The sequence below is a fragment of the Porphyrobacter sp. TH134 genome (genome assembly GCF_002855495.1).
In the GTDB taxonomy this organism is placed as follows: domain Bacteria; phylum Pseudomonadota; class Alphaproteobacteria; order Sphingomonadales; family Sphingomonadaceae; genus Erythrobacter.
In genome coordinates, this window is record NZ_PKRO01000008.1 from 97,508 (window position 1) to 110,339 (window position 12,832).

The following is a 12,832-nucleotide window of genomic DNA, read 5'->3' on the forward strand; positions in this document are numbered from 1 at the left end:
CTTCAATTGCCGACCGTGCTGAAATCAAGGTCGCGGGCGGTGAAGACGCGGATGGGTTCGCCCATGCGCACGCGGATGGTGGGGCTGATCTGGCCTTGCGATTGCACCGCCGAATTGGCCGCGCCCTGCGCGCCGCCCGCCACGATCACGCCGCCCACGCCGCCGGTCGCCAGCGCCCCCAATCCGCCCACCACCGACAGGAGCAGGCCCGAACCGAAACGCTTGAAGAAGTGGCTGTTGACGTCGCCTTCCAGCCCCGTCGCCCCGTCAAACCCGACCGCGGGCGAGGCGAGATTGACCGACACGCCATCAGGCCGGATCAGCCGCGTCCAGATCACATAAGCACGGCGCTGGCCCTGCTGCACACCGGCCTGATACTGCCCGATCAGGCGCGAGGACCGCGGCACCAGCACGCGTTTGCCATCAAAGCTGCGCACATCCTGGCTGACCACCGCGCGGACATAGCCCGGCACATCGGTGTTGATTGCGGTTTCGAGGATCGCGGGGATCAGCGTGCCTTCGGTCACCGTGGTCGAGGGGTTGGTCATCGCGCGGGCCTGCGCGGGCGCGCCGCCCACCCCGCCGACCCGGCTGGCGAAGGCAGCAGCAGCGCCAGTGCCTGCCACCTCGGCGCCGGGAGTGCCCGGAGCCACGCCGACGGGCGCTTCGGCGACGCGCAGGCTGCGCGCAGAGGTCGCATCGAAGACCAGCTGCGGGCTGGCATAGGGGTTGGCCGATGGCATGGTCATCATCGCGGGATTGTTCGCCAGCACCGGCAGCGGGGCCGGGTCAGCCTGCGGTGCCACTGGCACGGCGCCGGCCTGCTGCGCCGGATCACCGACGGGCTGGACGGGAGCAGCCGCGGCAGCCTGCGGCGGGGCGACCGCCGGGTTACCAATCCCTTGCGGTTCGGGCGAGCGCGCGGCGTTCATCGCCCAGAACGTCACCGCGCCCAGCAGGCCGACGACCGCGACACCCGCGGCCAGTTGCATCCCATCGCCCTTGGCCTTGCGGTCAGTGACAGCGGGGAACGCAGCGCGGCTGGCCAGATCGATGATTTCGGCGCTTTCGCGCTCACGCGGATCGCCCTCGGCAGAACCACCCTCGCCCTTCCTGGGCGGCAAACGCATGGCCAGACGCATCAGTTGGTCTCCCTTTGGCGGGTGTTCGGATCAAGCCCGGCACTGCGGGCGGCAGGCTTCATCGGCCCCGTATTGGTCAGCGTGGCGGTATCACGGCCCGACCGCAGGATCAGCTGCGAAGGCACCCCGTCGACCACCACGGTCGCCCCGCGCACGGTAAAATTGACAGGGCCTTCCTCGCCATCATCATTGGTGACGAGGATCGCCGGGATCGCGGCCCCTTGCGGCCAAGTGAGGAACACCGCCTCGCCATCGTCATAAGCGCGGGTCGGCAGCAATTCGCGCGTTCCGGCGCTGGCCCAGGCAAAGTTGAGCTGCGCCGGATCAGTCACGCCATCGCCGCCGGTGGCAGACGCGCTTTGTTCGGGCGCGGTGGCGGCGCGCAGGGCCTGCGCTTCCGCTTCGGCAGCCGCGGCGAGGCGGGCTTCCTCGGCGGCCTTTTCCAGCTCGGGATAGCGGAACTGCAACACATAAAGCGCCGAATTGCGCGGACTTGCGACCAAATCGAACAGATAAGTGCGCTTGTCGGTCACCACCGTCATATTGGTGCGGGCCGCAGGTTCCAGCGGTTTCACGAACAACAGCGACTGCGCCTTGTTGGGCTGCACCTGCCAGGCGGCGGAATCGCCGATCGCGACATTCTCGATCACTTCGTCCGGAGCAAACTTGATGGTGGTCTGGACCTTCACCATGCCATCGATGCGAACCACAGTATTTTCATCAAAGACCAGCGTTCGCAGGCGGTTATCCTGTGCCATCGTCGGAACAGCGAGGTTGAGGGCAAGGGCTGCAAGCAGCACAAGGCGGGTCATTGGTAGGTCTCCGAAGGCGGCGCCGGCTTGGCGGCAGGCGCAGGCTTGGCCGCACCGGCCGAGCGGAAGCGGTTGCCGATGCCGCGGGTGCGCGATGTCGCTGGGTTGAGCGGCGCGCCCTGCCCGCCCGCGCTGCCGGCCGCATAAATGCGGGTTTCACGTGAAACATTGCCCGCTGGCCCGGTATCATTGGCAGCAAGCGCGGTCTGGACGGGGCCCAACTCGGTTCTGCGAGCCGCAAGACCGGGGCTTGATGGCGCAATATTGGTGCTGCGCGGCGCTGCGGCGAGCGGCGGCGTGGCCGCGATGCTGCGCGGGCCGGAATCGCTGCGACCACGCTCCTTGGAAGGGACCAGCCCGAACACTTGCCAGCCCGCCACCATCGTGCTCGCCACTTTCAGCGACAGCAGCATCAAGGCCATGTGCACCGCCCCGATCAGGAAGAACGCCATCGCCGCCTGCTGATCGATCTGGCCAGGCACTGCCACCAAGGCCGCCAGCACCGGCACCGCCATCTCCAGCATGATCGACCCGCCGAGCACGGCGAACAGCGGGGCCAGCGCCATCATCGTCAGCCCCTTGAGCCAGCCGGTGAACAGGCCGCGTGTGCCTTCAAACAAGGCCAGCACCACAAAAATCGGCCCCAGCGCCAGCAGCAGCGCCAGCGCGATCCGCGCCGTCACCAGCAGCCCGACCGTGCCGAGCAGCAGCAGCATCGCCCCGATCCACATCATGCCAGGCGGCGAGAACGCACTGATATCCTTGGTATCCCCGCTCGCCTTCTGGATCGCGAGGAACACCACGTCGAGCTTCTGCGCAAACACGGCGGTGGCGCTTTCGCCGCGAACACCGGTCAGGATGCCCGCAATCTGATCGGGGCCGCCGATGAAGATATTGTAGAAGATGGTCGAAAACGCGACAAAACTGGTGGCAAAGGTCAGGATCAGCCCCAGCGTCATCATCTTGGGCAGCAAGGCCCGCACGCCGAGGTTGGACCGCCCCATCATCAGCGAGATGCCGAAGCCTGCGACATACAGCCCCAACAGCACCGTCAGCGCGAAAGCCAGCTGCCCTTCGGTGCCGAACAACCGGTTGAAGGCTTGTTCGCTAACGCCGCTGGCAATGCAGTCGACCGCGCTCAGCGCCGCCGAAACTCCGGTGCCCATCGACTGGGCGGCCATGTCGCAGGCGGTGGTCATTCGGCCGCCTGCCAGATGGCTTGGCCGTCTTCATCAACCTGGCCATCGGGCCACGGCTTGCCGGTGAGCGCCGGAAACCATGCGGAAGGCGCATCACCCACCGCTTCGCGCAGCAGATCGAGCCTGCGAACTGCACTCTCGCGGCCCGACAGGATGGTCAGCACCTCGGGCGCGCCCGACAGGTCGAGCCGCACGACGACGCTGGCATCGGGTTGCCGCACGAGGAAGCAGCGGCTGTGCGCGGGCAGCGAGCGGATCAGCGCAAATTCGTGGTCGGTCAGGCCAAATCCGTCGCAATAATCCTCGGGCCGGGCGCGGCTGTTGGGCATGAACACCATTGTGGCGGTCTGTTCGACCAGCGCGGTGGAAATCTTGCTGTCCAAGGCATCGCGCGCCGATTGTGTCGCAAAGCCTACCAGCGCGTTGCGCTTGCGAAGCGTTTTCAGCCAGTCGCGGATACGCGCGGCGAAGACCTCGTCATCCAGCGCCTTCCAGCCTTCATCGATCAGGATCATGGTCGGCTGCCCGTCCAGCCGCTCGTCGATGCGGTGGAACAGGTACATCATCGTCGGCGTGCGCAGGCGCGGGTTTTCGAGCAGCGCGGTCATGTCGAAACCGAGCACGCGTGTCCCAAGGTCCAGCCGGTCGCGTTCATTGTCGAACAGCCAGGCATGCTCGCCGCCCCCGATCCATGCGGCCAGCCGGTCGGCCAGGTCGCCCGGCTGCGGGCGGCGCGCGCCCGCCAGCAGCTCCTTGAAATGCCGCAACCGGCGCAAGGACGGGTCATTGGCGTATGTCGCGTCGACCGCCGCGCTGATGGTCGAGAATTCCTCCGGCCCATCGGCCTTGAGCAGCACAGCCAGCCAGTCACGCAGGAAGGCGCGGTTGGCGGGGGTATCGGGCAGGCTCAGCGGATTGAACCCGGTCGGATCGCCCGGCGCGATGCGGCTGTACCGCCCGCCGATCCCGCGAATGAACAGCTCTGCGCCGCGATCCTTGTCGAACAGGATGGTGCGCGGTTTGAACTTTTGCGCCTGCGCGGCGAGGAAGTTCATCACCACGGTCTTGCCCGAACCCGATGGCCCGATGACGCTGAAATTGCCGAGGTCGCCGTGGTGGAAGTTGAAGAAGAACGGCGTCGCGCTGGTCGTCTCCAGCAGCGTCACCGCATCGCCCCAGTGATTGCCGCTCGCCTGCCCCAGCGCAAAGCCATGAAAGCTGCCGAAGCCCGCCATGTTGGCGGACGAGATCAGCGCGCGGCGGACGATATATTCCTCGTTGCCGGGGAACTGCGCCCAGAACGCGGGTTCGAGATTGGTGTCCTCGCGCACCGCAATCGCGCCGGTATCAGCGAGTGCCGCCGCGCAGGACGCCATGGCGTCGTCAAGCCGCGGGAGCGTGGTTTCGCGCACCAGCACGGTCAGGTGATGATCGCCAAAGCCCACCGCCCCGTTGCCCAGCGCATCACGGGCGGCCATCATCTCGGCGCGTTCGGCCGCAGCCTCTTCATCGACCGAGCGCGAACGGCGCAGCGCAAGGTCGATGCGTTCCTTGGCCGTGGTGCGCTCGTTCGGGGCGTAGCTTTCGGTCACCACCATTTCGAACGGCAAGCGCAAAAGGTTGTCGAGCAGGCCGGGCGAGGTCGCCTCGGGGTAATCCTTAAGGCCAAGGATCGCGGCAAAATCCGGCGCGGCTGACCCGCGCAGTTCCATCGCGTCGAGGCCGAAAGAGGCGCGGCGATAGGGAAGCATGTGGCCGATGTCGGTGTCGTCCGAAGGCCGGCGGACGGGCCGCATTTCGCCATTGTAGAGCGCCGAGAGCAGCTCGAGCATTTCCGAATTGGTGCCGCTGGCGCCGGGCGCCTGATAGTCCCCCAGCACCGCCGCGCCGTAATTCTGCAAGCTGGCGACAAGGCCGGTGATCGCGGCGCGCAGACTGCGGATATCCTTGGGGTCGGCTTCCAGCTCGTCCGCGCCTGCCCGTGAGAAGAACTTGGAAAACCGCTCCGGCAGGCCCGTCTTGCCGCGCGCGGGGCGGCGGATCAGGGTGACGAACTGGTCGTTGATGAACAGCGATCCGCCCGCGAGCCGCTGCTTCCAGCGCGCATCGATATGCCGCGACAAGGCATCGGGGAATTCAGCGTCCAGCTCCACTTCCACCCGGCGGCGGATGACGTGGTGATACATCACGAAGCGCGCATCGAGCGTGCTGCGCAGCATCACCTCACGCGTGGCGGCATGGGCGTTGAGCGCGTCGCTATCTTCGGTCTCGAACAATAGGCCCGGCACCTGAATGGCGCTCATCACGCTGCCATCGCGCAGCAGCACGGTGTTTTCGTCCACCAGCCGTGCATAGGGCAAACGGTCGCCGACGCGGGCTTCCTTCGCGCTCCACGCAGCGGCGCCGATCCATTTACGGGGCATAGGAATTGCACCCCCAGCGCTTGAAATTGGGCACCCGCGGGCACTTGCTGACTTTGGTGATCCACAGGTCGAACACGCGCGGTTCGCGCAGCGACGCGAAGTAGCCGACTGCGTGCATCACCACTGGCACCGGCAGGATCCACCAGCTTTTCAGGATCAGAAAGGCGATCGTCGTCACCATCAGGTTGATGATGAAAAAGTTCATCGTCACCCCCGCAAACATCTGCGGGCGGGTGAGCGCGCGGTGCACGGGATTGCGGATCAGCGCGCTCATCGCCCGGCTCAGCCTGCCGCAGACTGGATGCCGGCAACGATCGTGGTCGCGCCGAACAGGATGAACACGCCGATGATGACCGTCGCGCCAAAGCGCCAGTTCATCCGGCCCGTCAGCATCATGAAGCCGATGGCGGCCACCGCCATCACCGCAACCGTGGTCGCCACGGTCCCGAGCAGCGTGCCCTGGAGCCACAGCAGCGCGTTGTTGATGGGGCCCGAACCGGCGGGATCAGCGCTTTGGGCGAAGGCGCCCGCAGGCGTCAGCGCCAGTGACAGCGCAGCAACGATACGAGCGGGAAGGCGAAACAGCGACGTCATGTGTGTGTCAGACTTTCATATGTGTGGCCGCCGCGCACCTATGGCAGGGGCGGGCGGGCATGGTTGGCGAGCCGCCCCATGATGGCGGCAACATAGTGCCTTGTCTCGCGGATATTGGGGATGCCGCCGGACCGTTCGACCCGGCCCGGCCCGGCATTGTAGGCCGCCAGCGCTTTTTCCAGATCGCCGCCGAACCGGTCGAGCTGTTCGCGCAGATAGCGCGCCCCGCCTTCGAGATTGGCAAAGGGGTCTTTGGGGTTCACGCCCAGATAGCGGGCGGTGCCCGGCATCAACTGCGCCAGCCCCTGCGCGCCGACGGGCGAGACGGCGTTTTCGTTCCAGCGGCTTTCCTGCCACACCAGCGCTTCCAGCAGGCTGGGCGACAGGTCGAAGCGCGCGGCCAGCTCGTGGATCTTGGCGGCGTAGCGCGGCGGGATCCCGGCGGCGTGGCGGGCGGGATCGGCGATGATATGGTCAGGCATCGCCGGCACGCCGGAACCGGCCAGATCGAAGGCAGCATCCTCGGTTGCAGATGCTGGATCAGCCACTGCGCTTTGACCGGCCAACGGGCCTGTGACCCAGCGCGCGCCGTCAGCCCCCAATTCCAGCACGTCGGCCTTCGCCTGCGTTGTCAGTGCGGCCGCAGCAACAGCAATAATGACGCGGCAAGCCGCGGCGAGAATCATCTCTCAGCCCTCCAGATGCTTCCCCTTGTCTATCCTAAATGACAGGCTTGTTACAGCTTCGACAACGCGCCGCGCGATAGGCGTGCAGCCGGCACGACAACGGGCGGACTGCGCTGTGCAATCCGCCCGTGTGTGAAGGTGTGCCGGATGATTGGGCCGCGGCGGTATGATTGGCGGCTGTTAGTCGCGCAGGGTCAGCTGCTCGCCGCGCGGCACCGAGGGGCGAAATTCGCCGCGTTCCAGCATCTTGATCGCCTTGCGGGCAAGACGGCGCGAATCGGTGGCCGTGCCATCGGCAGTATCCAGCTCGACCACCTCGTCGCACGCCAACGCCGCCTCGAACGCGCCGCGCGCCTTGGCATCATCGCCGGCCTGCGCATAGGCAATGCCGAGGTTGATAAGTACCGCCGGATCTTGCGGATCAGCCGCGCTGGCCTGCTGCAACACGGCCAGTGCCTGCTCCGAACGGCCCGCAGCCAGCGGCCGAACGGCGAGGTCAGGCGCGTTAAGCTGAGCGGCGGCGGTATCGTGGGCAGGAATGCCTGCCAGCGGGGTCGCGGCGATCAGCGCGAGGGCGAAAGCGGTAACGGACATCGGCATGGCTCCCAGTTTTGATGGAAGCATAATGACCCGAAGCCGTAGTCAATGCAACAAAACTGAAACATTGTAATTTATTTGTAATTTAAGTGGCTAGACCACTGTTTCTTATCGTTTTTTGTATGACACATTCACCAGGGCGACACCACAATCCGCCGCTAGCGACATGGTCATATTTGTCTTTCTTCGGTCATAATCATCCGACTGACACATTGCTGTAATGGTGCAAGAATTCTGTCACGCCCGGCTCCTAGCGCCCCCTCAGCGCGATCAACCACGCGCCTAACTCGATTCTCGGCTCAAGAGGGGACCATCGCCCGTGAAAAACATTCAACGCACTCTGATTCTGGGTAGCAGCCTGATCGCGCTTGCGGGCTGCGGCGCTGATGAAATCGTCTCGCCGGGCACTGGCGGCGACATCATCATCAACAATCCCCCTGCGACGCCCGCCCCCTCGCCCTCGCCGACCGCGACCCAAGCGCAGGTCACCGCAGCGGCTGGCTGCCCCACGATCGCCACCAGCGGCGGTCTGACCGATGGCGGCACGCTGACCGGCCCGACCGGCTCGTATCGCGTGTGCCGCCTGCCCGCGCGCTTCACCAGCACGGACACCCTGCCCTACATCCGCGGTCTGGTGTACGAAATTCCGGGCCGCGTCGAAGTGGGCAGTGACCGGGGCTTTGCCGGCACCACCGGATCGGCTGTGAGCCTGACGATCGAGCCGGGCGTCATCCTGTTCGCGCAGCAGGATTCCTACCTTGTCGTGAACCGCGGCAACACGATCCAGTCGAACGGCACGGCCGATCGCCCGATCATCTGGACCAGCCGTGACAATGTCATCGGGCTGGCCAATGACAACAGCCAGCAGCAGTGGGGCGGCGTCGTGCTGCTTGGCCGTGCGCCGGTGTCCGATTGTTCGACCGGCGTGTTCAACACCGCCGCTGCGCCCAATGCCAACCCGACCTGCGAAGGCCGCCTTGAAGGCGCTGCGGTTGCCACTCCGTTCGGCGGCAATGCCCCGACCGACAATTCCGGCTCGTTCCGCTTCAACCAGATCCGCTTTTCGGGCTTCGAACTGGCGCCCAACAACGAACTCCAGTCGCTGACCACCGGCGGCGCGGGTTCGGGTACGGTGATTGAAAACCTCGTCTCGTTCAACAGCTCGGATGACGGCGTGGAATTCTTCGGCGGCGGGTTCAACGCCCGCAATCTGGCCATTATCGGCGCGTCGGACGATTCGCTCGACGTCGATACCGGCGCGATCGTCAACCTCGACACTGTGATCGCGGTGCAGCGTTCGACCACGGGCGACCGTCTGATCGAACTCGATTCGCCCAACGTGGCCGACCGGACGCCGTCGGATGCGATCCCGCAGACCCGCTTCCAGGTGAACAACTTCACCTTCGTGGCCCGCGACGGCGCGCCGCAGGTGATCCAGGCCCGCGGCGGCGCGGCGCTTGGCCTGACCAACGGCGTCATCAATGCCGGCACCAACCACTGCTTCCAGATCGATGAGCCTGCCACCCTGGCCGCCATCATCGGCGTGGATTCGGTGGTGGGTGATTGCCCGGCGACCGATCCGATCCGCGGCGGCGGCGGCGGCGTGACCAATGCTGACGCAGCAGCCCGCATCAATGGCGGCACCAACAATAACTTCGCTTTCGCCATCACGCTGACCAATGGTGTGGTCAATGGCGCCGGCGAAACCGCCCGGACCGCCTTCAACGCCAATCCGCGCTCAACTTTCTTCCCGACCCGCACCTTCATCGGCGCGATCGAGAATGCCGCAGCGCTGACCACCATCTTCGGCAACTGGACCTGCAATTCGGCCACCCAGAACTTCGGCAGCGCGACGGGTGCCTGCACCTCGCTGCCGGTCTACCCGGCCTAAGTCCGCGCCGACACCGATACCGGGGGGAGGCGCCGCAATTTCGCCGCGCCTCCCCCATTTTCGAATCCAGACAGGACAATTCATGAGGGGGTCCTCACCTATGCCCAACAGCGCGCGCCTGGCAGGGCTGCTGCTTCTCACCACGTCGCTGACGCTGCCTTCAGTGCTGCACGCACAGGATGCGCCGCAGGACGAAGCCATCTCTGGCGATCCGCTTCCCGAAGAAGCCGAAGGCGAGGATTTGCAGGAGACCGATGTCTCGGTCCCCGGCGGCGGGATTATCGTGACCGGACGGCGCAACCGCGATCCGGCGCGCAATTCCGGGCAGGTGCTGACCGTCTTGTCCGAAGCCGACATCGCCCGCACCGGCGAAGGCGATATCGCCGGCGCGTTGGCGCGGGTCAGCGGCCTGTCGCTGGTCGGCAGCGGCCGCGTGTTTGTGCGCGGGCTGGGTGATCGCTACTCGCTCGCGCTGCTGAACGGCCTGCCGCTCCCCAGCCCCGAGCCTTTGAGCCGCGTCGTCCCGCTCGACATCTTCCCGACCAGCGTGATTGCCTCGTCCCTGGTGCAGAAGACCTATTCGGCCAACTTCCCCGGCGAGTTCGGCGGCGGGGTCATCAACCTTACCACCAAGGCGATCCCGACCGAGGATTTCCTCACCATCGGCTTTACCGGCAGCGGCGACACCGAGACCACCTTCCAGAACGGCCTGACCTATTTCGGCAGCCGCTGGGACACCTTCGGCTTCGACAATGGCAACCGCGATTTCCCCACCGCGCTGCAAGGGATCATCGACAGCGGTACGCGCGTCAACGATGCGCCTATCGATGTGCAACGCCAGCTGGCCGGGCAAATCCTGCCGCTGAACCTCGTCACCTTGCAGAAGAATGACGAGCTGCCGATGAACTTTGCCGCCAACATCACCGGCGGCGCCTCGTTCGAAGTGGGCGATGGCAACTACCTCGGCCTGATCGCCACCGCCGGGATCACCAACACCTGGCGCAACCGCAATGTCACCAGCCAGCAGTTCGGCGATGCGCAGGCGGGCCAGATCCTGTTCGATTCGCAAAACTTCATCACCGACAACAAGGTGCTGGTGAACGGATTGATCGGCCTGGGCCTCGACATTGGTGAACACACCATCCGCTGGACCAACCTGTATATCCGCGACACCCTGAAGACCGCGCGGCTCGCCACCGGCACCGACAGCTTTACCGATGTGGCCCGCCCGTTCGACTTCCAGACCCAGCAGACCGGCTGGTTCGAACGCCAGTTGATGGATTCGCAGTTGGTTGCCGAATTCAAGTTCGATGCCTTCAAGCTCGATCTGCGCGGCGGCTATGCCCGCACCGACCGCGAAGCGCCCTACAACGCGATTGTGCCCTATATCCGCACCAACATTCCGGGCGACCCGTTTGGTGACAAGTTCGTGGTGGATGTCGGCGCGCTGGTTGGCGGGACCGAGCGGATTCAGGTCGGCTTTGAAGACCTGACCGAAGAATTGTGGTTCGGCGGCGCGGACGTCACCTTCGATGTCACCGATACGCTGTCGCTGACGGCAGGCTATGCCTATTCGGACACCACCCGCCGGTCGCTCAGCTTCATCATCCGCCCGCTGATCGGCTCGTCGGCCGAGTTTACCACGCTGGTGCGTGCGCTGGGCCTGCGCCGGCCGGGCAATATCATCAACGGTGCGGTTCTGGCGACCGATGCGGACGGCGTGCCGTTCTTCAACGTCACAGTCTCCGATCCCACGCCCTTCCCGGTGTTCGATGCCGCGTTGACGGTGCATGCAGGCTACGGCCTTGCCCGCTTCCGCCCGACCGACCGCATCAGTATCGAAGCAGGCCTGCGCTATGAAGACGGGTTGCAGGTCGCTGCCCCTGACCTCACCTTTGGCGGCGGCAACCTTGCCACCCCGACACGGATCGCCAACGACTATTTCCTGCCATCGGCCACGGTCACCTGGGAGGTGATCGATGATTTGCAGCTGCGCCTGTCAGCCTCGCAGACCATCGCCCGCCCGCAGTTCCGCGAGCTGGTGGAGCAGACCTATTTCGATCCCGAAAGCAACCGCCGTTTCCGCGGCAACCCGTTCCTGCAGGACAGCGAGCTCATCAACCTCGAAGCGCGCGCAGAGTATTATATGGGCGGCCCCAGAAAGGTCAGCCTCGCGGGTTTCTACAAGGAAATCGACAACCCGATCGAAAACTTCCTGATTACCGCGCCGGGCATCATCGAAACCAGCTATGCCAATGCGCCTTCGGCCCAGTTGTATGGCGCGGAGCTGGATCTGTCTTACGGCATCGATCTGGCTGATTGGGGCGGATTGTTTGAAACCAAGCAGTTCCTCGTCATCGCCAACTACACCTACACCCAGTCGGAAATCAGCGTGGGTGCAGCTGATCTGGCCCCGATCCCCGGGGCGACCGGCCAGCTGGCGAGCCAGCTGTTCGACGATGGCGCGCCGCTGGTGGGCCAGTCGGATCACGTTGCCAACCTGTCGCTGGGGATCGAGGATCTCGACAAGGTGCAGCAGTTCACCGTGCTGTTCAACTACGCGAGCGAGCGGGTGACCCTGCGCGGCGGGGCCCTGCCCGATGTGGTCGAAAACCCCGGCCTGACGGTCGATCTGGTAGCGCGCTCGGAAGTGAAGCTGGGCGGTCTGCCGCTCGAATTGTCGCTGGAGGCCCGCAACATCTTCGGGCGCGACAATTTCGAATTCCAGGAAGTGAACGGCAACCGCGCCGAGCTCAACACCTTCGATGTGGGCACCAGCTTTGCGATCGGGCTGAAGGCTGAATTCTAGGGGCAGCGCAGTGCGATGAGAAAAGGCTGCTCCTCACGGGGCGGCCTTTTTGTTTGGCGGGGCCAGCGCCGCGGTGACGATTGGACGGTTAGGCTGCGCCCGACTTATGATGTCCGCTTGCAGGATAAGTGTGGGGCCGCGGGGATGACCGGAAGTGGGTGGAGAGCTGCCGTCACACCTGCTCGATTGGTTCGCGACTTTCGTGCCAAATCCACTTCCGCATCCCAGAATGAAAGATCAGGCCTATAGCGCCGTATCCTAAAGTGATCTGAACCATCGAAACGAAGCTGAGTTCATCCAGCGGTAGTCGGCCCAAAACAAAAAGGAAGGTTGTCCACCCCATGGCGATTATTGCCATGCCGGCCAACAGGCACCAGACCAACCGCGAGCCCGAAATGAGCAGCGCGACTGTTAGCCCGATTATGCCGATGTCCATGCCGACATAACGAGCGTCCGGATTAAAGCCAAAGAGTATTGAGATTATCCGGTCAGTGACGACCACGATGGCGTAAAGCCATGCGATTTTTGGTGGATTAGCCCAATGCATGTGTCTGTCTAAATTGGCGGCATTCTGTCTGCAACTGATGTCGTGGACGGCTCTCCACCCCGCAGGATAATTTCTGCGGATCAGTCGGAGAGGAGAGTGACGATGGAGCAAGTATCAGTTGTTGGACTGGAT

General features: G+C 64.7%; 11 protein-coding genes. 2 read left to right on the plus strand and 9 right to left on the minus strand.

Annotated features, from left to right (window positions below; translation table 11 throughout):
- Positions 1-2 precede the first annotated feature (2 nt).
- From C0V72_RS05810 to C0V72_RS05845, 8 genes are all read right to left on the minus strand, one after another.
- On the minus strand, positions 3-1,142 hold the full coding sequence (locus tag C0V72_RS05810) for a TrbI/VirB10 family protein (RefSeq protein WP_233999800.1): 1,140 nt from the start codon (positions 1,140-1,142) through the stop codon (positions 3-5).
- Entirely contained in the window at positions 1,142-1,954 is an 813-nt protein-coding gene (locus C0V72_RS05815; RefSeq protein WP_101792270.1) for a TrbG/VirB9 family P-type conjugative transfer protein, read from the minus strand. The genes C0V72_RS05810 and C0V72_RS05815 overlap by 1 nt, the downstream gene beginning before the upstream one ends.
- Entirely contained in the window at positions 1,951-3,153 is a 1,203-nt protein-coding gene (locus tag C0V72_RS05820) for a type IV secretion system protein (RefSeq protein WP_101792271.1), read from the minus strand. The genes C0V72_RS05815 and C0V72_RS05820 overlap by 4 nt, the downstream gene beginning before the upstream one ends.
- Positions 3,150-5,576, minus strand: a complete 2,427-nt coding sequence (locus C0V72_RS05825; protein WP_101792272.1) for a VirB4 family type IV secretion/conjugal transfer ATPase — start codon at positions 5,574-5,576, stop codon at positions 3,150-3,152. The genes C0V72_RS05820 and C0V72_RS05825 overlap by 4 nt, the downstream gene beginning before the upstream one ends.
- Positions 5,566-5,850, minus strand: coding sequence for a type IV secretion system protein VirB3 (locus tag C0V72_RS05830; RefSeq protein ID WP_101792273.1), 285 nt, complete (start codon positions 5,848-5,850; stop codon positions 5,566-5,568). Before C0V72_RS05830 ends, C0V72_RS05825 begins: the two co-directional genes overlap by 11 nt.
- A gap of 8 nt (positions 5,851-5,858) precedes the next feature.
- Positions 5,859-6,170, minus strand: a complete 312-nt coding sequence (locus C0V72_RS05835) for a TrbC/VirB2 family protein (protein ID WP_101792274.1) — start codon at positions 6,168-6,170, stop codon at positions 5,859-5,861.
- 38 nt (positions 6,171-6,208) lie between these two features.
- Positions 6,209-6,856: a lytic transglycosylase domain-containing protein gene (locus C0V72_RS05840; protein WP_101792275.1), complete on the minus strand. Its 648-nt coding sequence runs from the start codon at positions 6,854-6,856 to the stop codon at positions 6,209-6,211.
- 180 nt (positions 6,857-7,036) lie between these two features.
- Positions 7,037-7,450, minus strand: coding sequence for a tetratricopeptide repeat protein (locus C0V72_RS05845; protein WP_172438926.1), 414 nt, complete (start codon positions 7,448-7,450; stop codon positions 7,037-7,039).
- Between the two features lie 322 nt (positions 7,451-7,772).
- On the opposite strand from C0V72_RS05845, the gene C0V72_RS05850 reads away from it, so the two are divergent.
- On the plus strand, positions 7,773-9,344 hold the full coding sequence (locus tag C0V72_RS05850) for a hypothetical protein (protein ID WP_101792277.1): 1,572 nt from the start codon (positions 7,773-7,775) through the stop codon (positions 9,342-9,344).
- 100 nt (positions 9,345-9,444) lie between these two features.
- Positions 9,445-12,153 (plus strand): TonB-dependent receptor domain-containing protein, encoded by a 2,709-nt coding sequence (locus C0V72_RS05855; RefSeq protein ID WP_101792278.1) that lies wholly within the window; start codon positions 9,445-9,447, stop codon positions 12,151-12,153.
- Positions 12,154-12,325: 172 nt separating this feature from the next.
- On the opposite strand, the gene C0V72_RS05860 is transcribed toward C0V72_RS05855, so the two are convergent.
- A complete protein-coding gene (locus C0V72_RS05860; protein ID WP_101792279.1) occupies positions 12,326-12,700 on the minus strand; it encodes a hypothetical protein in 375 nt (124 codons plus the stop codon).
- Positions 12,701-12,832 lie beyond the last annotated feature (132 nt).